Source organism: Microcoleus sp. C2D2 (assembly GCF_036702495.1).
Lineage (GTDB): Bacteria > Cyanobacteriota > Cyanobacteriia > Cyanobacteriales > Microcoleaceae > Microcoleus.
On the sequence record NZ_JAUBTO010000004.1, the window covers coordinates 24,958 to 44,875 of the forward strand.

A 19,918-nucleotide genomic window follows, 5' to 3' on the forward strand; every position below is an offset into this window, starting at 1 on the left:
TTTTTAACCGCAGATGAATACTGAAGATGAACGCTGATGAACGCTGATAATCGAATTATTGTTGCTTTGGATGTTTCGAGTCAAGAAGAGGCGATCGCCCTTCTGGACAAACTCCCGCAAGTATCTTTCTGGAAAGTGGGTTTGGAACTGTTTGTGAGTTCCGGGCCGGGGATTTTGGAAATTTTAAAACAGCGGGAAAAGCGGATTTTTCTCGATTTGAAGTTTCACGATATCCCGAATACTGTGGCTGGTGCTTGTCGTGCTGCTGCTAAGTACAATGTGGATTTATTGACGATCCATTCTACTTGTGGTAAAGATGCTTTGAAAGCGGCACAGTTGGCTTTGACTGAAGGGGCGGCGGCTGTCGATCGACCGACTCCTAAGTTGATTGCAATTACCCTGTTGACGAGTTTGAATTCGCGACAGTTGGCTTTTGAGTTAAAAATACCTTTGGAGTTGCCAGAATATGCTTTGCACATGGCATTGTTGGCTAAGGAAACGGGTTTAGCTGGGGCTGTTTGTTCTCCGCAAGAAGTGGAACAGTTAAGAAGGAGTTGCGGGGATGATTTTCTGTTAGTTTGTCCCGGTGTGCGTCCTTCATGGGCTGATGGGGGCGATCAAAAACGCTCGATGACTCCAAAAGCCGCTTTAAAAGCTGGTGCGGATTATCTGGTGATTGGGCGGCCAATTACTGCTGCGCCCGATCCAGTGGCGGCTTTTACCCGTATTTGTGAAGAGTTGGAGTAACAATACAAATGTTGTTTTTTACCGCCGATAAAAGCCGATGAACGCCAAGGGAATTTTATCTGCGTTCATCTGTGTTTATCTGCTGATATCTGCGGTTGCAACTCCGACTTGGGCAGTTAATTTTGTGACAAATCATACTAACAGTATAAATGCCAGTCGGTATGATTTGTTAGTGCGATCGCCCTGTCGGGCTGATTTAGAAACTTTGGTCGATCGTCTGTTGCAAGATTTGCCGAGTTATGCTAATCGCGTAATTGTGCGATCGGGCTTTTCTCCTAAAACTTCTACACCGCCCGGTTACGCCCTGCCTCAAATAATTTTAGCCGGTCGCCCGGAGTTTGAACCGTTACCTTTAAATTCTGGGGAGGCAATTCCTGAAAATGCTAGTCAAGTTTTTATTACTACTTTGGAACGGCAGTATCGCGGGGGAAAACGAGTCGAAATTCAGCAATATCATTGGTTATTTTTAACTAAAACCGAGAACCGCTGGGAGTTGGCAAAAATCGTTTCTCGGTTTGGTACTGCGGCGGATATTCGTCCTTTATTAGGTCAAGATAGTCAAAGCGAAATTGCTGAGGCTATTCGTTTGTGGTTGCGCGATTGTCATGCAAAAAATAATTTTTCCCGTAACTAAATTGTATTTTTGGGCGGGCGAGACGCCCACCCCACAAGAAATAATTGTGATTGTGGAACAGGCATCTTGCCTGTTCAGAACAAAGGTGTAAGAAAATTTAGTCTTTGTGTGTGGAACAGGCATCTTGCCTGTTCAGAACACAGGTGTAAGAAAATTCACGAATTTTGGGTTGAGTGGGGCTGGTTTTTGTAGATTGTGGGTGGGAATTTGAGATTTTTGGTGAACAAGCCCTACAAATCAACAACAAAAATTGATTAGAATTGCTCTTTGAATTCGTCTAGTTTAGCCTTGATTAGTTGCATATCTTGCCACATAAACCATTTCGGAGTTTCCGGTTCGCGGGAGGGGTTTCGCAGCAAGTACGACGGGTGAAAAATTGGCATACACAAACGATTTTCCCATTCAATCCATTGACCTCTAATTTTACTAATGGGCCGCTTGTCGCTGAGCAAACCTTTCAGGGCTGTTGCACCGGTTAATAAAATAATTTTGGGGTCTAAGATGCGAATTTGTTCGAGCAAGTAAGGTTTGCAAGCTTCGATTTCTTTTGCTGTCGGAGGGCGGTTGTTGGGAGGGCGACATTTGATGACGTTGGCAATGAATACGTCGGTTTCTGCACTCAATCCCACGGATTCTAAAATCTTATCTAACAGTTGGCCCGATCGCCCGACGAAGGGCAATCCGGTTTCGTCTTCGTTTTGTCCGGGCGCTTCTCCCACAATCAAAATTGAGGCTTGAGGATTGCCGCGCCCGATGACGGCGTGAGTGCGGCTGTTGCCCAATTCGCAGCGGTAGCAGCGGTTGCAGTGTTCGCCAATTTGTTCCATATTTTGATAAGTGCCCGGAGGAATGGGAATTTTGGCATTTGCTGGTATTGAGTCAGTTTGGAAAGTGGCACTTTGATTGTTGTCAAAAAGGCTCAGTTGCAAGTCGCTGGACATAAATTTTACAATTAGGGAGATTTTTTTGAGTCTAGAGTTTATAGTTTAGATCGGGTTTGGTGATTTGAGATTGGCTAGAAGCTTGTATGCGCGGCTGTCGATTCCCTACGGGATAGCTACGCTGCACGCACAATCTCCAATTAACACTCGCACAATCTCCAATTGTTTGGTTGAGCTCGTACAGGCAAAAATATGTTCTCTAACCCGTTTTTTGACGATCGCGCCGATGCTGGCGAAAAACTGGCCGAGGCAGTTCTGGGCGAGCTCGGCAAGTTGAATTTAACGGCACAGGAGGCTGTGAAACCGATTATTTACGCCTTGCCGCGCGGGGGTTTGCCCGTTGCTGTGCCGATTGCGCGCCGCTTGGGCTGTCCTTTGGATGTGGTTGTCGCTAAGAAAATTACTCGCCCAGATAATTTAGAATTGGCGATCGGGGCTGCAACTGCTGACGGTCACGTCCTCTGGGAAAAGCAAAAGCAGCAGAATTGGCGCTTGCAAAAATCAGCATTGCCCGTGGCTCAAAATAATGCTCAATCTCTGCTGGCAGATTTGTCTCCGGGACGCCCAAATATCAGCGCGGCGGGGGCTTTGGCGATTTTGGTAGATGACGGCATTGCTACGGGGATGACGATGGCTGTGGCGGCTAAGGCTTTGCAGTCGCAGCAACCGGCGGCTTTGTGGATTTGCGCGCCTGTCGCCCCGGCAGATTTGATGGGATTTTTGGCGGGAATGGGCGATAAGGCGATCGTCCTGGAGACTCCTCACCCTTTTTACAGTGTCAGTCGCTTTTACGGGCAATTTCCGCAGGTTGAGACGGCGGAGGCTTTAAGGTGTTTGCAGCAACAAACAGAATGGCGATCGTAGGTTAAGCTAGAAGGCTAAATCCAAAAGCTCGATCGCTAAAACATGAGACCTTGGCAATATTGGTTGGAGACTTTGATTCTGTCTACTCAGCACAACCCGCCTCGCTTTGTTGAGTTGGTGATGTTGACTTTGGCGATGATTTTGCTCGGGCTGTGGAGTGTAACATTGCAGTGGCAGTATTTAACGCTGTCTTTGAGTTATATAATTGGTTCGTCTTTTTCAATTTTGGTGCGGGAATCCCTCGGCCCGCGGCCTCAATTTCAGCTAACTCACCTGACAGCTTTGTTGTTATTAATTATCAGTTTTTATAGTTTTGCTGAACTGATTAGATAGTTAAGGCAGTTTTGATTTGTAGGGGCGGCTTTTACAATGTCATTGCGATGGTGGTGAAGCAATTGGATAAGTTATATAGCAATCCTCAGCGGGTTGTGAACTAGATGTTTTTTTGAACGAACCGCGAAGACGCGAAGGACGCGAAGGAAAGATCGAGAGTTCACAAATCATTAGCCATCATCCTATATTCTTATGGGATTGATGTAAAATTATGCGGTTGCCGGCAGGATCGAAGGCATAGATCTCTAGACCGTGAGAAGCTTTGATAATTTCTCCGCTGGGCGGATAACCTAAAGCCCAAATTCGGGCGATCGCAGTTTCGATATCGCTGACTTCTAAACACAAACTCATGCCTGTTTTTGCTCGATTGGCAAATTCCGATTTGTGGAAATTTTTTGGTTTGAATATGCCGAGTCTTAAGCCGGGGAGTTGAAATTCAGCATAAGTATTCGGAATGTAAGGGTTTGGTTCTATGTCGAGAAATTTTGTGTAAAATTTAACTAGAACTTCTTGATCGAGGTCTGCTAAAGTCACTAGGGCGGCGCTGTATTGGAAACTCATATAAATTGGTAATGGGCGATTAGTAAGGGGGAATTGGTAATATTATAACTTTCTATCTATTTAAAATCCTCCAATTCGTCCGACTATTTGGATTTTACCTTGTCGAGTTCCTTTGAGAATCACAGCTTCGCCGCTTTGCGGTACAATATCAGTAATCGCGGTAATATTTACTTGATGCGTTACCATAATAATCGCGCCTTTTGTGTTGCGGTTGTCAACAATTAATTTGCGAATGGCTGCTGTTTGTCTGGCTTCTTTGCTGCTGTCGCTAAAGAACGAGTTCAACGCTGGGAACGGTTCGACTTTGCCTAAATTTATCAATTTTGCTGTTTCTAAACACCGACACCACTGACTCGATAAAACTTTGGCAACTTTGATGTTGCGGTTGCGAAATTCGGCTGCAATTTGCTTGGCTTGGGTTCTTCCCTGTGCAGATAAATTGCGCTGGGTGGAACAGTCACCCAACTTAAAGTTAGCAGGATCGCCTGTGCCTGGGGCGATCGCGTGTCGCATTGCTACCACCAACCCTGTCTCATCCCGCTGCAACAATTGCCACCCTGCTTGAGTTTGCGCCTTGGTTGCTGCGTCAGAACTTGCAGTTGCAGTAATTAAGCCGATCGACAATACTAAAGCTAGCGAGCCGAAAAACCATTGACCGTTGAGGTAAATCCGCGCAGCCATTGTTGCAGAATTTAGAAATTAACTTATCATATTATAATACAACAAATATTGCTCTATGGAACTCACCAATTTTATTGCTCTGTCTGTCATTGTTGCCCTCGTGCTGGGGATTGGGTTGGGAACAATGACTTGGGCTTACTTCGGCAAGGGCAGCATTTCTGTACTCTTTAAAGAACCAATTTTAACTTACCCAGAATTTCCAGATACCGACAGCGGCACCAAAGCTTCTGTTTATTTCCAACAAGGAATTGAGGCTTATCAGTCGGGAAATTACCGCAAAGCTAAAGATAAATTTACCAGCGCTTTAGAACTAATTTCAACTTTGGCAGAAGCTTACCACAATCGCGCCTTGGCTTTGGCAAATTTGCGATCGGATGACGAGGCTGTTGCAGATTTGATCCGTGCCAGCGAATTATACCAACAGCAGGGGACTGGATTGGCGCTCGACACGATTAAACAAAATCTTGCCGCTTTGAAGCAGCGCAAGTTAGAACGAGAAAAACAAAAAGCAATACCCACAGGTTGAAACACTCGCACTATGCAGTAGTAAGGTGCGCCCTGCGCACCCTACAAGTAGAGGCTGTGCATAAGTCCTAAAAGAGTCAAAATAGAATATTCTCCCTTGATTTTAAACTTGTCTCTCATCTTCTATTTTGTCGATTTTAGAAATCAGCATTTCTCGGCTAGGTGCCACAACTCGATAATTAGTAATTGGATCGTAAGCTTCCCACTCTTGAGTCACTTCGCTGTCTTGCCAAAAAAACCATTCCCGGTAAATTTCGCCGTCATCAATGTCGCCGCACAAGGGAAGCCAATCATCTCCTCCCAAGCTATCAAAGTCTCCTCCTACTAAGTCAATCCAAGCTGCAAGGATACAAGATTCAATAGCACTATTATCAAAGGTAATTGCGTTAGAATCGAGAGAAGTTTCGGGAAAGCAAAGTGTGGATTTCATAAGCTGTACCTGAATGTTATGTTATTAATTTATAAAAAATTCCTCAACGGCAGTGACAGCCGAATGCCACTATCTCAACCTCCACAGTGCCCACAATAGAAAAACCTTGACCCCCAAAGCGCTCAAGTGTGTCTGCTGTATAGCTTGAGAGCGCTTTGAGTTAAGTCGCGGCAGAGGTTGAATTGCGCCAATTTGCCAAGTGGCACAGCAGAAAGCCCGATCGACCAAATATTGCTGGCGAAGGCTCTCGCGCATTAAGGAGTGAAGACAGCGCGACTGCCAATTGTATACTTGGTAAGTTGGCGAGTTTCAGTACAGTTTTTGTGATAAAATTAGCAGGAACCGGACTTTCGTACCCACAGCCCGGTTTTGTCAAAAGCTTTCAAAAGGTGGTGCGATCGCCAGTTTTGATTTATTGTTAATTTTGCGAAGTCCCGATCGACTGTTAGGGAAAAAAATTATGCAAGCAACCAACCAAGAAAGAATTATCGAGCTGACAATCCACTATACCAACGGCAAACAGCAACACTTCCAGTTCGTTGCGCCAGAGGGAACAGTAGGAGAGCAAGCAACTTTAGGCACTCGCCTGCACAAAATGTTGACGGCAGACCCGATAATTCTCGAATTGGCAGATAAACTGGTCGTTATCCCAGTTCACAACATACAAAGTATTGAAATATCGCCGGTTCCTACCAAATTGCCAGAGGGTGTCCTTCACCCAATGCGAGAAATCAAGAAATAGCTAAGGTATTCTGGATTTCAATTCAACTGAAAAGGCGGACAGGATGCTCACCCTACGAAAAATTTTAATAAACAGAAAGGTACAAAGTAAAAGCGGGACAACTTATTACAGCTAACAGATTTAAATAACCAAAAAACTTGTTGCTGGCCGTGAAATCAGTTACGAAAAAAAAGCAATTATTGTAGACAAGATCCCAACCCTGATATCATCACTCATTCCCAATCTAAAATCTAAAATTTAAAATCTAAAATAGTATGACGATATAGCGGTTCTCAAGCGTGGTGAGGTATGCCCTATGCCCTATGCCTTATGCCAGATAGTACCTCATGTTACTGAGAAAGGCTATATATCTCGCGTGAGTGAGGGGAATAATTGCAGGTTGCGCCGACTTTAACTTACCAGAAAAAATGCTAGAACTCCACTGTCACACTACTTATTCCGACGGCACTCTCACCCCTGCCGAACTCGTAGCCGCCGCCGCGTCTTCGGGGGTTCGCGCCTTGGCCCTCACGGATCACGATACGATGTCGGGTTGGGATGAAGCCTTCGCCGCTGCTGCTTTGCACGGTATCGAAATAGTCCCCGGGCTCGAACTCAGTACAGTTCACAACGGCCGATCGCTGCACATTTTAGGTTTTTATCCCGATGCAAATAAGTTGCAAGTTCCTTTGAACGATCGCCTGCAAGGAAGGTTTCGCCGATCGCAGGAAATGGTCGAAAAATTAGCAGCAATGGGATACGCGATCGAACTGCCAAAAACATCCCCAGGAATGGCACCGGGACGGCCTCACATTGCCTCTGCGCTGGTAAAAGCAGGTCACGCCAAATCATCGCGGGAAGCATTCGATCGCTGGCTGGGAGATGACGGCCCGGCCTACGTGCATTACGAGAAATTCTCGATCGCCGAAGGCATTGATTTATTGCGAAGTTGCGGTGCAGTACCTGTTTGGGCTCACCCTTATTTATTTCGCGGCGGCGCTGTTGAGGAAGTCTTAAAAGAATTAGTAGATGCTGGTTTAATGGGAGTTGAAGTATACCATCCCACCCACAGTTCTAGCCAAATCCAAAAGTTGAAAGATTTGTGTCTTCATTACGGTTTGCTGGCAACTGGTGGCAGCGATTATCACGGCCCGGATCCGGAAAGGAAACCAGCAGATAGCACCCAATTGAATATGCTGCATTTGCCGTTAAAATTGCTGGAACCGATTAAAATTGCTGCGGCGAGTTTGAAATAGTTGTTTGTGACACATTTTGCCGACGTATACAGTGGTCAAAAAAAGGAATCCTTCGCTTTTTGAGTGAGGGATTTGCCCGAAGTAAGTCATCAGGAGAAGACCGAGGTCAAGCAGAATATAAATTAATATGAAGTTAAAGGCAATTGCAGGCGAGTGGATTTTACAATGTTACTAAAGCAACTTGCCAAACGGAGCTTATTATGAGTGCAGAAGACAGAGCAAAGGCGATCGGCAAAAATTTAGAAGGCAAAGCTCAGGAAATTTTCGGCAACATCACGGGCAACAAAAAAGACCAGGTTGAAGGCAAAGCCAAACAAGCCGAAGCTGCCGCCCGCCACGCAGCAGAAGATGTGAAAGATACGGTGAAAAATATCACGGATAAGGCCAAAAGGTCGATCGACAAATTGTAGAAACCGCGCTATACCAAATCCTGGCTAATAGAATTCGCTTCATATCAAATCCTTTGCTATCAATAGGGTTTGATATGATTTATTTTTGCAATGTGCATAAACTGGGTGACTCCTGCGATATCTCTTCAAAAGCGCAATGGAGAAGTCCCTATTGTAAACCTGCCCCACCCAACTCAACCCTAAAATTAATTACAATGAATCAATGGAAAATATCTAATTGAAAAGACATGACTCAAAATAATTTACTGTCTCGCATCTCAATCGACTCGAATATCTGCTTTGGCAAACCCTGTATTCGCGGCCATCGCATCTGGGTTTCTCTAATTCTTGACTTTCTCGCTAGTGGAATGACTTTTGAAGAATTGCTTGAGGAATATCCGGGAATTGAACGAGAAGACATTTTGGCTTGTATTGCTTATGGGGCTGAGTTGGCAAGAGATTGTTATGTGGAAATTCCTTTGGGTGAAAAAAAGGTAGTTTTAAAGTGAAGTTAAAACTTGATGAAAATTTGGGCAGCATCCGCGTTGTTTCGCTGTTACGTTTAGCTGGGCACGATGTTGCGACTGTACGGGAACAAAATTTGAGTTCAACAGCGGATGGATTGTTGATTGATATCTGTCGGAGTGAAGGTAGATGTTTGGTGACTTTGGACAGGGGGTTTGGCAATCGCCTCCGCTACAATCCTTCTGATTATTCTGGGATTGTATTACTGCGTCTGCCTTCTCAAGCGAAACCGCAAGATTTGCAAGCGGCAGTAGAAATATTAATTTGCGGGTTGGATGCGGCAGAAGTTACGGGTAAATTGCGGATTATCCGAGGGGAACAGCTTTTGGAGTATCAAGCAATATCGGAAGATGAATCTGATTAAAATTTTCAAATAAAGGAGTGATGCAAAGTAAGCCGGTTTCTACGCAAAGAATGTCGATGTTGATTCTGCGTTTGGTAATAAGAAAGGGGGTAGCCAACCCGGATTTAATATCATGAGTTTAACACTCTTCATAGCGAGGACTTTCGCTATGAAACAGGGAATTAATTCCCTGTCGGACTTTCGGCAAAACGCGCTATTTCATCCATATTAATCCGAGTTTATCTCCGGTTAAAAATCGGGTTCTGCGGCTAAAAGCTCGATCGACAAATCCATCTGTTCCTTCCCCCGCGCCAAAAAGCTTTCGCACTCCTGCAAACACTCCACAGCCACCGCAAACTGCTCGAAAACCTCTTCTAGAGGCAACTCTCCCGATTCCACCCGATCGATAATTGCTTCAATTCGATCGACCGTTTCCTCATAATTCCAGTCAGACTGGCGCAACTGCGAATCAATCATAACTTTTATTCCGCATCCAATACTTCTACAATTTTAACTTTCAGCACGCCCCGACTCAACCTCACAGTCAATTCCTCTCCCAATTCCAAACCGTCAGTAGTGCGGACGATCGTACCGTCACTTTGGATTACCGCCGCATAACCCCTTTGCAAAACCGCCGCCGGATTCAGTGCGGATAACTTTTCTTGCAATACCTCCAGTTTACCAGTTGCTTGCCGCAAAGTTCGGGATGTCGCAGGCAAACGTTTTAATCGATTTTGTAACAGTTGCAAATGCTCTTCTTCTGTCTGAAATCTTGCCCGCACAGCATTTGCTAAATTGACCGTTCGCTGCTTGTGTTCAAAGTAAAGATCTGCTAAAATTGGTACAGCTTGAGCGGCCGCCGCAGTCGGAGTATGGGCTCGTTTATCTGCTACTAAATCCGCGAGAGTTTCATCTCTTTCGTGTCCGATGCCTGTAATAATTGGAATCGCACAATTCGCGATCGCCCTGACAACTCTCTCATCATTAAAACAAGCCAAATCTTCCGCAGAACCGCCGCCGCGCGCTAAAACGATCGCATCAGCCCTACCGTCCAATTCTACCCGGGCGATCGCCCTAGCAATGGCAGCTGCAGCCAATTCTCCCTGCACTCCTGTCGGCGACAGCAACACCCGCAAACCCGGATATCTTTGGGCTAGAGTGCGCTGAATGTCTCCCCAAGCAGCCCCAGTATCTGATGTCACCACGGCCACAATTTGCGGGTGTGCCGGAATCGGGCGCTTTCTGGCGGGATCGAAGAAACCCTCAGCATCCAAGCGCGATCGCAATTGCTGCAACCGCAAAGCCTGCAATCCTGCCCCAGCCGGTAGCGATTGCACAACAGTCAACTGGTACTCGCCGCGATTTTTGTAAACCCGGATGCTTCCCAAAACCAGCAACTGTTCCCCTTTTGCCGGCATTTGCACCAATTTTTGCCGCTGAGAATTCCACACCACGCAGCGAATAGCAGCGCTTTTGTCGGTGTCGCACAGAGTGAAAAAGCAGCCGCTGGGGTGGTGCGAAACGTTCGACACCTCGCCTGTCAGCCAAATTGATTGCAGGTTGCGATCGCCCTCCAACAAGTCTTGCAGGTATGATGTTAGTCCGGCAACAGATAAAGCTGTATCGGGAAGAATTGAAGTCATCCAATTTTAGATTTTAGATTTTAGATTTTAGATTTAGGCTACTATCAATATTTCGGACAGTGGGTGATTGCCAACCGTAAAATAAGGGTTTTAGGGGGATTGCGCTATCGACTTCCTAACGAAAAATCAAGGGTTTCAGACTAGGATCTAAAAATAGTCCGGACTATTGTACTATATCTAAGGTAATTTATTTGTAGACCGAGCGGGCGATCGTAAATTAACTGCAAACAAACTCATGATATCAGAGACAACGACTTCGATGAATGTGCTGCGCCAAGAGGCTGCGGCGATCGGCATTACTGAGGCAGAAGCCAGAAAATATGGCGACCTCCGACATAAAAGAACTTGGTCTTTGGCGATCGAACATCACCTCTCAATGCAAGATTTTGCCGATCGAATAGAACCATCCTTCACAACTTCCGAACCCGACTCGGACAGCGCACTCAACCACTCTCAAACTGCGGAGTCGAAGGACTATGGTATTCAGCTAACTGCGAACCTAGGCGAATCGAGAGTAACAAGGGAGAACCAAACTGCATCTCTTGCTTCCTTTCAACAGCCAGCAGAAGATATCGGGCGATCGCACAACAAATCTATCCAGCGCATCAAGCAAAATCGAAGTTTTGAACAAGTAGTTCACAACCACATTAAAGCCTTAAAAACTGCATCTAATGCTCGCACAAATCAACCGCATTCATCTCTCGGCAATTGGGTTTGTCCCGAGTGCGGCCCCCAAGGCGAAATTAGCTGTCACCTGTGCGAGGGTACTGGCAATATCAGCGACATTGCAGCTATTGGGTGGACGCTAGCTTATATGGAAATGTTGGGCTGTTCTGCTCGCGAAATTGAACCGCTACGAAAATTTTCGCCTTCGGTGAATATTCTGGAATTGAATTTTAAAGTTTGTGTTTCTCTCAAAGAAAGTAGCGAAGTTTTAGCCAGGACGGAAAAATGGGTAATTAGTCATTAGTCATTAGTCATTAGTTATTAGTCATTAGTTACCTGAGACCTCAACCAAATTAAGTATTGATTCCAGTTTTTTCAAAGCAACTTCTAAATCGTCATTAACAACCTGAAAATCAAATTCCCCCGCAGCTTCAATTTCCTCTTTAGCCCGCAGCAAGCGACGGGCGATCGCACTTTCGGAATCTTGACCCCGACTCCGCAGCCGCCGCTCCAATTCTTCCCAAGAAGGAGGTAAAATAAAAATTCGCAGCGCCTCTGGAAAATTATTCCTAATTTGCCTAGCCCCTTCGAGCTCAATTTCGAGGATTACCCATTTTCCCTCACCAATTCCTAGCTTGAGACCAAAATAAGGAGTACCGTAAAAATTACCCGCAAACTCAGCCCATTCCGCCAACTCTCCAGCCTCAACCATTTGTTCAAAGCGGCTGCGGCTGACAAAATAGTAGTGCTGTCCCTCAATTTCTCCCTCACGGGGCGATCGAGTTGTCACCGATACCGAAAGATACAATTTGGGATGGCGATTGAGGAGCGATCGAACTAGGGTGCCTTTCCCCACACCGCTAGGCCCCGTCAGAACAATTAATTTACCGAATTTCATTTTTAGAAGAGAAACCTGTAACAATTCAAGTTTTCGCTTACTCTAAACTGTAAGCGCTCAAATTGCAACTGACAAACCTCAATCATCCCGACTGTGAGCGTCTTTGCCGATCGCAAAACGATTAGCAACCGTTTCCGGCTGAATCGCCGAGAGGATGACGTGACTCGAATCTGTAATAATTACCGCTCTCGTGCGGCGGCCGTAAGTAGCGTCAACCAGTTGTCCCCGCTCCCGCGCATCAGTAATAATCCGCTTAATTGGCGCTGACTCGGGACTGACAATGGCAATCACTCGGTTAGCAGACACAATGTTACCAAAACCGATATTAATTAATTGAATATCCATGAAAATCTTAATCTATGGGTTAACGACTCACTATCAATCCTTACTTTTTATCATATATACAAAGATTTTTTCTGACAATCCTAAAATTAATCTCAACTAAGTTTTTTAGTTTGTACCTAAATTTTTTACCCTTTTGACGCCGAGTCCCCCGCTTTTTAACAAAACTTAAAAAAAGACTCGCTGTTGTCGCTCTATATTAAAGATTCGGTAAAATCCGCGATTTTTAGTCGCTAATAAAAGCATTAGCTGTATCGAGACAAAAGCCGATAAATGTTGCGAAATATAAAGTTAATGTCTGGGGGAGGGAAAGTTAAGTATAATCAGTGATACATGACAGCAAATATTCGCGGCGTTGCAGTTTGTCCTCACAATATTGACACTGATCCTGCTTTGGTGAGCCTTCAACCTAAACTAAAAGCTGCTGGCGATCGCACTTTCTCCCCAGTTTTACACATAAACATTGGGGATGTGCCTAACTATAGATGTTTCTTGTATGATGTTCTACAATAAAATAGGTTTGTAGTCAGGAATGCAAGTCCTATTAATATCAATAAAAAAAGTGTTGCTACAATTATCAATTTTATAACTATTATCAAAATTTGCCGAGTTCCTACAGATGGTCACACGATTATATCTAGCAATAGTTTTTGGAATTATTATAAAAATCCGATCGCTTTAGTCCTGACTACAAACATTTTGAATTCAGCAAAAGTTACGCAAAAAGTAGTTTTACGCATGAGTTATAACGTATTCCAGGTTTATGAAGTGTAGGGACAAAGGCTTTCGCCGTGTCCCTACGGGTATCGAACGATATGTGGTGTACTTCATAAGCGTTGAATCTGCTGGATAGCGGTAAGACTCCATGCACACCGCACCCTACACATACAGGATATGCGTAAATCTTGTTCAACAAAAAACCGGGATTAATGCAGATAAATTCACCCGCATTAATCTCCAGTTATTCCACACTTAATTAAGCCGCAACTAAACCGCTGTGTCTCAACAAAGCTTTAGTGCTCGGTTCGCGTCCCCGGAAAGTTTTAAACACTTCCATCGGGTGCAAACTGCCGCCCAATCCTAACACTGTATCTCGGAAGCGCTTGCCTGTAGATGCGATCGCACTTTCATCTTCCAAACCCGCTTCCTCAAAAGCCGCAAAAGCATCAGCGCTGAGCACTTCCGCCCATTTATAACTGTAATACCCTGCCGCATAGCCGCCCGCAAAAATGTGTCCGAAAGCGCACAAAAATGCGTCTTCTTCCAGAGGAGGCAAAACTGTGGTAGTTTTAGCTATGCGGTTGCGGACATCGGCCACAGTTTCGCTGCCGCCCGATCGGTAGCGGTGGTGCAATTCGATGTCAACGCTGCTAAAATGTACTTGCCTGAGCATGGCGGTGCCGCTCATGTAGTGGCGCGCTGCTAGCAGTTTTTGGTAATAGTGTTCCGGCAAAGTTTCCCCGGTTTCGTAATGCTTTGCCATCCCGAACAAAGTCGCGCGGTCGTAACACCAATTTTCCATAAATTGACTGGGCAATTCCACCGCATCCCACTCAACATTATTGATGCCCGAAGCCCCCGGATAGTCTACCGTTGTCAGCATATGCTGCAAACCGTGACCGAATTCGTGAAACAAAGTTTCGACTTCCCCAAAAGTCATTAAACTCGGTTTCCCGTCAACAGGAGGACTTTGGTTGCACACCAAATAAGCCACCGGCAACCGCGTGGTTGTCTTGGACGCTTCCACAAATTTAGCGCGCACCACGCACTCGTCCATCCAAGCACCGCCGCGCTTTTCCTCGGGGCGGCTGTAGGGGTCTAAATAGAAATTGGCGATCGCATTTCCTGCTTCATCATCTATTTGGAAATAGCGCACATCTTTGTGCCAGACAGGAGTTTGACCGTCCGCCGCAGTTACTGTCACGCCGAACAGCCGCTTTACTAATCCAAATAATCCCTCTAATACCTGCGGCAAAGCAAAGTAAGGGCGCAATTCTTCGGCACTAAAAGCAAACTTTTCTTCCCGCCGCCGTTCCGACCAAAAACCTACATCCCAGTGCTTCAAATCCCCAGCTTCCGGCGCGCCTTTTTCGGCAGCAAAAGCTTTCAAATCTTCTAAATCTTTGACAGCAGCACTGTAACTAGCTAAGCGCAATTCTTCTAACAAAGCTTCCACTGCTGCAACGTCAGGAGCCATTTTGCTCGCCAAGCTCAATTCGGCATAACTGCTAAACCCGAGCAAAGCAGCTTTTTCCTGGCGCAAAGCTAAAATGCGATCGGTCAACGGCCAGTTATTCAATTCTCCGCTACTTGCTCTGCCGATAAAAGCTTTGTACAACTTTTCGCGCAAGTCGCGGCGGGTGCTGTGCTGCATGAAAGGGCCGTAACTCGGAAAGTCTAAAGTAATCCGCCAAGGGCCGTTTTCGGCATCCGCATTTTCTTCGCCGGCGCTGCGAGCGGCTTGAGCTGCTAAACTCAACAAACTCGGCGGCAAACCGTCAACTTCGTCTTTGTTTGTGAGGGTGAGGCTGAATGCTTTGGTAGCGTCGAGGACGTGATTGGAAAATTGGGTAGTAATTTCGGCCAATTCTAATTGAATGGCATTAAAACGCTCTTTTTGCTCGCCTTCTAAACCCACGCCGGAGAGTTGGGCGTCTCGGAGAGCGGCTTCGACAATTCGCTGTTGAGCTGACTCTAAGCCGTCCCAATTTTCGCTGGCCCGCAGCGCTTTAAAAGCTTCGTAAAGCGGTTTGCTTTGACTGAGCTTGCTCCAAAATTTTACTACTTCCGGCTGCACTGTTTCGTGGGCCGATCGCAGTTCCGGGCTATTTTTCACGCCCATCAAATGTCCGACAATGCTCCAGCTCCAATTTAAACGCTCTCCGAGCCGCTGCAAGGGTTCTACTAAGCCGCTCCAAGTCGGCTCGACAGACGATTCTAAGGCAGCTAGCGAGGCTTCTAGTTCGGTCAGCAGTTGGGTGAGGGCGGGGACTACGTGTTGTGGTTCGATCGCGTCAAATGGAGGCAATCCTTGACCGATTAGTAACGGGTTATCAGCAAGAGTGACAGTTGCAGTCATTGAATTTTGTTGTAACAGGTTGAAAACAGGTGAACTAGGCAGATTAGCTTTTCATTTTTTGACACTCAGGGTGCGTGAACGCACGGAGATTCTTGGTTCAACCAGTCGGCTTGCCCGTTGGTGTCACCACCAACGAGTAGAGGTCGGTCTGTCCCCAAGCGTTAATTCCGGCGTGCCCCGCCGTATTTATTTGAATTCCTGTTTGTCGTAGAGCTTTAGCTAAAATATTCTGTGCTGCATTGTGGTCGCGGTCTAACACTAATCCACAACTACAAATTTTAGTCCTTACTGACAACGACTTTTTAACCGTGCTGCCACAACCCGAACAGTCTTGAGACGTGTATTGAGGGGCGACAGCAACAACTGTTTTCCCGTACACGTTCCCTAAATACTGCAACCACTGAGCAAACTGACTCCAAGCTGCATCGCTTATTGATTTAGCAAGCTTGCGGTTTTTTACCATGTTCTTCACCTGCAAATCTTCGTAGGCTACGAAATCGCTAGATTTCACTACGCACAACGCCGTCTTTACGGCGAAGTCTTTACGTTGCCTACTAACTTTGAGGTGTTTTCTCCCTAACTTGTTGATAGCCTTCTGGCGATTAGACGACCCTTTATTCTTTTTAGAAACTTTCCGTTGCAATCTGCGGAGCGCCTTCTCACTTTTACGTAAATAGCGAGGGTTGGGTACGGTGTCTCCGTTACTATCAGTTAAGAAGTGGTTTAACCCAACGTCGATACCAATAGCCTTACCTGCTGGACTGATTTCCTCTGTCCGTTTTACGTTGACGCAAAACTGAACATAGTAGCCATCTGCCCTTTTGACAACCCGGACTCGCTTAATCTCGTCAGGAGCATAGAAGTGTAGGTCACCAGAGCCGACTAATTTAAAAGTACCCGCTGCGAAGCCATCGCTAAAAGTCAATCTTCTTTTGTCAGAAGAAAGCTTCCAACCTGATGTTTTATACTCCACAGAACGCGAGTTCTTTTTGAACTGCGGGTAGCCTTTCTTTCCAGGTTTCTTAGCTTTGCAATTAGCGAAGAAACGTTGGACAGCAAAAATGGCACGTTCGGCCATCGCTTGACGCGCCATCGAGTTAAGTTTTCCCGCCCATTCAAACTCACAAGCCAATATGGCGCACTGTTTGTATAGATCGGACAGCTTAACATTTTGATTGTCCATCCAATAACGAAGAGCCTTGTTTCGGATAAACTGAGCAGTTCGGATCATGTCGTCGATGACCCGATATTGCGCTTGTTTACCTTTTAACTTGTACTCTAGTGTTATCATGCAGCTATCCTAACACTTTATGGCGACTTGTGACTATAAAAAGAAAAGCCGCCCTGAAAGGACGGGGCTTTAAACCCAGGTTTTCGGTAACACAGTTGTCCAAAAACTTGGACTCGATCGGGCGACAGTCGGAGAGTCGGAGAGTGTCGAGCGTGTCCGAGGGAAAAATCTTCCTTCTGACTGATGACTAATGACTGCTGACTAATGACTGCTGACTGATGACTAATGACTGATGACTAATGACTGCTGACTAATAACTACTGACGGGTCTCTTGTGTGTGCTGCAACTCCTTGACAACCGTGATTAAGCGCTTCAGGTGAGGTTTGACAACTTCTTGCTGCTCGTGTTCCAAACGGTGGATTTGAGCTTGGACGAGGGACAAATCTGCAGTCGATTGGTGCGCGGGAGCTTGCAGTTGGCTTTGCAAATTGGCCATAACTTTCTGGATTTCCAAAAATCGAGTATTTACTGCTTCCCAGTCGTCTCGGGTGAGAGAAGTTTCTGCCAAGCCTTTCGTCGCGCTTTGCAGTTTCTCTATAGCCTGTTCCACAGCTTCGAGAGTCGCCGATTGGCCAACCGATAAATCTTGCACTTGTTCGCTCACCTGCTGGCGGACATCGAGCACAGCAGACGCCACGATTTCTTGCAAAGAAGCTACCGACTCTCCTAAACTCAGCAATTGCCGCTGGATGTCGAGAGAATCCTCTAAGCCTTCTGGCTTAGGCAGTGCAGCCATTTGCTGGCGCAGCGCTGTAATATCTCCAGACAACTGCTTGCGCAATTTAACAATTACCGTCACCGCCGTTTTTTCGACCTTATTTACAGACTTTTGCACTTGGGCGATTTCCAAATTTTGATGAACCCGCACTTGCTGCTCGAACCGATACCGGTTAGCAACATTCAGCGACAAAGCCAAAGTTAGGGGAGCCACCCCGTAAAAAGCTTGACCCGACACAGCCACCGCCAGGGAACCCACACCAGAGGCCGCCAGAGAGGCGTACTCTGCCAGCTCCAGCCAGTGCCTTTGAGGAAAACTTGGCCTCAACTGGTTTCCAACAGAGGGTTTTGGCTTCCGCACGGCTCTTTGGGTCATAGTATTTTCTCGTTTTTGGTAAGGTTGCGAGACTGGGTGGAGCATCGATTTCTATCCTTTTTTCAGTTATATGTTTTAGATTATTTCTTGGCACTCTTCTATTTTTACCTTAGTCAGCAAGTTAAGAATCACTGACATATTATTATGTATTTGGGAGTCCGCTGCGATCGCCCCTAATTCTGGCTGTTAAAAGGTTGGCCCCAACGCGCCCTCTATTTTACAGGACGCGGGCGCGATCGGCTTCGGGCGATCGACTTTCGCGGCTGCTGTGCCCAACCGAACCATGCCTAATACCATTTTAGATTTGAGATTTGAGATTAAAAATTAAAAAAATGCGACCTACTGATGGATCTCGGGATTTGGAGCTTGTCGGTAGTTGCATTTTTGTTCCCCCATTGGTATAATTTACTCTTTCTGAATTGCCCGAATCAAGTTTACTGCGAAAATTGACCAATGAACTCAGAAAAACCCGGAATTGCCGATCGGCTAAAGTCTATTTTCAGTATCGGCATCTTTATCATTCTCGTACTAGGAGTAGGCTTTTTAAGCGTTAATTTTATTTTAGCTCTCTATGCAAAATTTTCTTAAAATTAGTCCTGAACGCATAGTGTCCAGAAACCGGGTTTTTTACGAGAAGAGGCGTTGCAGCCCGCAGAATAGGTAAAAAACCCGGTTTCTTTGGTATTTATGCGCCCAAGACTATTTTGGTTATAACTGAGATATTGCACCATTCTCAATAAGGCTTTTATGGGCGGGCTCTCCTGCCCACCCCACAAGAAATTAATTCTTCGCTTCACAGGCAAGATGCCTGTTCCACAAGAAATTAATTCTTCGCTTCACAGGCATCTTGCCTGTTCTTGAGAATGGTGCAAGATGTGAGTTATAACCCTTTGATATATTGCTTCAGTACAGGTGGCAAAGTGTAAAGACTTTCCTGTTTTTCGATCATGCAGCGCCGCGATAGAGATTGCAATGCGTTTAGCAAATCTGATGATGATATTTGTCCGTTTTGTAGCAAGTTGGCGACGTTGACTGGCTGGTTTTCTGTCGCCAACAATGACATGACTTGTTTTTCTAGTTCGGAAGTGCGATCGTACTGCTGCTGTAAAATATCTTTTAAATCTTCGGGTAACAATATGGTATCATCTATTAATAACTCTGTCGCGCCTATTCCCAACTCTTGAATCAGAGTCGCCACGCTTTTTAACCATAACGGGTTGCCTTGGTAGCGGTGAATGAGTGCTTCGCAGTTATCAATTTCTGTTAATCCTTTATCTCTGAGAATTTCTCCGGCGGCTGCGGTGTCTAAACCAGTGAGTTGTAAAGTACGAATGGGAGTATTTTCGCTGGTGAGTTGAGGCACTTCTTTCGGCGGTTCCCAACCGATTAGCAGAAAGCAACAGGGATGAGATAATTTTTCTATTTGTTTGAATAAAGAGCGATATTCTTCGCAGTCTGGTTTATACTTTCCTGCCAATTCGCCGCTACAGAAAAGGTTGTGAATGTCATCTAAGACTATTAAACAGCGATGCTTTTGTAAATATTTGATCGGCGGTAAGCGTTTCGGGTTTGTTGGGGATGAATCTTGTTTTTCTGACTGGGAAAAAAGCTGTATTAGGTTAGATTGAAATTTATCTACGGTGGGGAATTCGTCTAGTGTGTACCAAACTGCGTACTCAAACTCGTCTTTGATTTGTTTTACGAGTTGTACTGCTAGGGCTGTTTTGCCGATGCCGCCGATACCGGTGAGGGTGATGAGGCGGCAGTTTTGTTGTAGAATCCAGGTGGTGAGGGTTTGGAGTTCGAGGGTGCGATCGAAGAAGTCGCCCAACTCCGGCATTTCGCTTAAATCTTGATGTAGAGTTTTAGTTTGTTTTGTGTTAGGTTTTTCGTCATATCGCCCCTCGCACCAAATACCAAATTGATGTCTGCGGTACAATAAAAGTAAACTCATA

25 protein-coding genes are annotated in these 19,918 nt (G+C 45.7%); 13 read left to right on the forward strand and 12 right to left on the reverse strand.

The features are described from left to right. Positions 1-36: 36 nt before the first annotated feature. Positions 37-747, forward strand: coding sequence for an orotidine-5'-phosphate decarboxylase (gene pyrF / locus QUB61_RS02360; RefSeq protein ID WP_333123151.1), 711 nt, complete (start codon positions 37-39; stop codon positions 745-747). Positions 748-784: 37 nt separating this feature from the next. Next, complete coding sequence (locus tag QUB61_RS02365; protein ID WP_333123148.1) at positions 785-1,381, forward strand: hypothetical protein; 597 nt, start codon at positions 785-787, stop codon at positions 1,379-1,381. A gap of 254 nt (positions 1,382-1,635) precedes the next feature. Here QUB61_RS02365 and QUB61_RS02370 read toward each other — a convergent pair whose 3' ends face one another. Beyond that, on the reverse strand, positions 1,636-2,322 hold the full coding sequence (locus tag QUB61_RS02370) for a uracil-DNA glycosylase (protein WP_333123145.1): 687 nt from the start codon (positions 2,320-2,322) through the stop codon (positions 1,636-1,638). Positions 2,323-2,514: 192 nt separating this feature from the next. Between QUB61_RS02370 and QUB61_RS02375 the strand changes: the two genes are divergently transcribed. Further along, positions 2,515-3,186 carry a phosphoribosyltransferase family protein gene (locus QUB61_RS02375; protein ID WP_333123142.1) on the forward strand — a complete coding sequence of 224 codons (672 nt, stop codon included), beginning with the start codon at positions 2,515-2,517 and terminating at the stop codon, positions 3,184-3,186. A 42-nt stretch (positions 3,187-3,228) separates the two neighbouring features. Continuing rightward, on the forward strand, positions 3,229-3,519 hold the full coding sequence (locus QUB61_RS02380) for a hypothetical protein (protein ID WP_333123140.1): 291 nt from the start codon (positions 3,229-3,231) through the stop codon (positions 3,517-3,519). 177 nt (positions 3,520-3,696) lie between these two features. Here QUB61_RS02380 and QUB61_RS02385 read toward each other — a convergent pair whose 3' ends face one another. Further along, positions 3,697-4,080, reverse strand: coding sequence for a VOC family protein (locus QUB61_RS02385; RefSeq protein ID WP_333123137.1), 384 nt, complete (start codon positions 4,078-4,080; stop codon positions 3,697-3,699). A gap of 60 nt (positions 4,081-4,140) precedes the next feature. Continuing rightward, complete coding sequence (locus QUB61_RS02390; RefSeq protein ID WP_333123136.1) at positions 4,141-4,761, reverse strand: histidine phosphatase family protein; 621 nt, start codon at positions 4,759-4,761, stop codon at positions 4,141-4,143. 55 nt (positions 4,762-4,816) lie between these two features. Here QUB61_RS02390 and QUB61_RS02395 point away from each other — a divergent pair, with 55 nt between their 5' ends. After that, positions 4,817-5,287 carry a hypothetical protein gene (locus QUB61_RS02395; RefSeq protein ID WP_333123133.1) on the forward strand — a complete coding sequence of 157 codons (471 nt, stop codon included), beginning with the start codon at positions 4,817-4,819 and terminating at the stop codon, positions 5,285-5,287. Between the two features lie 102 nt (positions 5,288-5,389). Here QUB61_RS02395 and QUB61_RS02400 read toward each other — a convergent pair whose 3' ends face one another. After that, positions 5,390-5,716: a hypothetical protein gene (locus QUB61_RS02400; RefSeq protein ID WP_333123131.1), complete on the reverse strand. Its 327-nt coding sequence runs from the start codon at positions 5,714-5,716 to the stop codon at positions 5,390-5,392. A gap of 182 nt (positions 5,717-5,898) precedes the next feature. Here QUB61_RS02400 and QUB61_RS02405 point away from each other — a divergent pair, with 182 nt between their 5' ends. The 6 genes from QUB61_RS02405 (at position 5,899) to QUB61_RS02430 (ending at position 8,971) form a co-directional block, all read left to right on the forward strand. After that, positions 5,899-6,138, forward strand: coding sequence for a hypothetical protein (locus QUB61_RS02405; protein WP_333123129.1), 240 nt, complete (start codon positions 5,899-5,901; stop codon positions 6,136-6,138). A gap of 38 nt (positions 6,139-6,176) precedes the next feature. After that, entirely contained in the window at positions 6,177-6,458 is a 282-nt protein-coding gene (locus QUB61_RS02410; RefSeq protein WP_333123127.1) for a hypothetical protein, read from the forward strand. Between the two features lie 407 nt (positions 6,459-6,865). After that, positions 6,866-7,693, forward strand: coding sequence for a PHP domain-containing protein (locus tag QUB61_RS02415; protein WP_333123125.1), 828 nt, complete (start codon positions 6,866-6,868; stop codon positions 7,691-7,693). A gap of 200 nt (positions 7,694-7,893) precedes the next feature. Further along, positions 7,894-8,103: a CsbD family protein gene (locus QUB61_RS02420; protein ID WP_333123122.1), complete on the forward strand. Its 210-nt coding sequence runs from the start codon at positions 7,894-7,896 to the stop codon at positions 8,101-8,103. A gap of 227 nt (positions 8,104-8,330) precedes the next feature. Then, positions 8,331-8,591, forward strand: a complete 261-nt coding sequence (locus QUB61_RS02425; RefSeq protein WP_333123119.1) for a DUF433 domain-containing protein — start codon at positions 8,331-8,333, stop codon at positions 8,589-8,591. Beyond that, positions 8,588-8,971, forward strand: a complete 384-nt coding sequence (locus tag QUB61_RS02430; RefSeq protein ID WP_333123117.1) for a DUF5615 family PIN-like protein — start codon at positions 8,588-8,590, stop codon at positions 8,969-8,971. The genes QUB61_RS02425 and QUB61_RS02430 overlap by 4 nt, the downstream gene beginning before the upstream one ends. A gap of 228 nt (positions 8,972-9,199) precedes the next feature. On the opposite strand, the gene xseB is transcribed toward QUB61_RS02430, so the two are convergent. Both xseB and xseA read right to left on the reverse strand, forming a co-directional pair. Next, positions 9,200-9,427 carry an exodeoxyribonuclease VII small subunit gene (xseB, locus tag QUB61_RS02435; protein ID WP_015176394.1) on the reverse strand — a complete coding sequence of 76 codons (228 nt, stop codon included), beginning with the start codon at positions 9,425-9,427 and terminating at the stop codon, positions 9,200-9,202. 5 nt (positions 9,428-9,432) lie between these two features. After that, positions 9,433-10,593: an exodeoxyribonuclease VII large subunit gene (gene xseA / locus QUB61_RS02440; protein ID WP_333123115.1), complete on the reverse strand. Its 1,161-nt coding sequence runs from the start codon at positions 10,591-10,593 to the stop codon at positions 9,433-9,435. Positions 10,594-10,828: 235 nt separating this feature from the next. Here xseA and QUB61_RS02445 point away from each other — a divergent pair, with 235 nt between their 5' ends. Beyond that, a complete protein-coding gene (locus QUB61_RS02445; RefSeq protein WP_333123112.1) occupies positions 10,829-11,563 on the forward strand; it encodes a hypothetical protein in 735 nt (244 codons plus the stop codon). Between the two features lie 24 nt (positions 11,564-11,587). Here the strand turns inward: QUB61_RS02445 and gmk are convergent, their stop codons facing one another. From gmk to QUB61_RS02470, 5 genes are all read right to left on the reverse strand, one after another. Next, a complete protein-coding gene (gmk, locus tag QUB61_RS02450) occupies positions 11,588-12,157 on the reverse strand; it encodes a guanylate kinase (RefSeq protein ID WP_333123109.1) in 570 nt (189 codons plus the stop codon). 78 nt (positions 12,158-12,235) lie between these two features. Further along, positions 12,236-12,502: an extracellular matrix/biofilm regulator RemA gene (gene remA / locus QUB61_RS02455; protein ID WP_333123107.1), complete on the reverse strand. Its 267-nt coding sequence runs from the start codon at positions 12,500-12,502 to the stop codon at positions 12,236-12,238. Between the two features lie 973 nt (positions 12,503-13,475). After that, positions 13,476-15,578 carry a M3 family metallopeptidase gene (locus QUB61_RS02460; protein WP_333123105.1) on the reverse strand — a complete coding sequence of 701 codons (2,103 nt, stop codon included), beginning with the start codon at positions 15,576-15,578 and terminating at the stop codon, positions 13,476-13,478. A 97-nt stretch (positions 15,579-15,675) separates the two neighbouring features. Then, the gene (locus QUB61_RS02465; protein ID WP_333123102.1) at positions 15,676-16,869 is read right to left on the reverse strand and encodes a transposase; all 1,194 of its coding nucleotides are present in this window, start codon (positions 16,867-16,869) and stop codon (positions 15,676-15,678) included. Positions 16,870-17,126: 257 nt separating this feature from the next. After that, positions 17,127-17,963: a hypothetical protein gene (locus QUB61_RS02470; protein ID WP_333123099.1), complete on the reverse strand. Its 837-nt coding sequence runs from the start codon at positions 17,961-17,963 to the stop codon at positions 17,127-17,129. 453 nt (positions 17,964-18,416) lie between these two features. Here QUB61_RS02470 and QUB61_RS02475 point away from each other — a divergent pair, with 453 nt between their 5' ends. Beyond that, positions 18,417-18,551 (forward strand): hypothetical protein, encoded by a 135-nt coding sequence (locus QUB61_RS02475; protein ID WP_333123097.1) that lies wholly within the window; start codon positions 18,417-18,419, stop codon positions 18,549-18,551. Positions 18,552-18,843: 292 nt separating this feature from the next. On the opposite strand, the gene QUB61_RS02480 is transcribed toward QUB61_RS02475, so the two are convergent. After that, positions 18,844-19,917 carry an NB-ARC domain-containing protein gene (locus tag QUB61_RS02480; RefSeq protein WP_333123095.1) on the reverse strand — a complete coding sequence of 358 codons (1,074 nt, stop codon included), beginning with the start codon at positions 19,915-19,917 and terminating at the stop codon, positions 18,844-18,846. Position 19,918 lies beyond the last annotated feature (1 nt).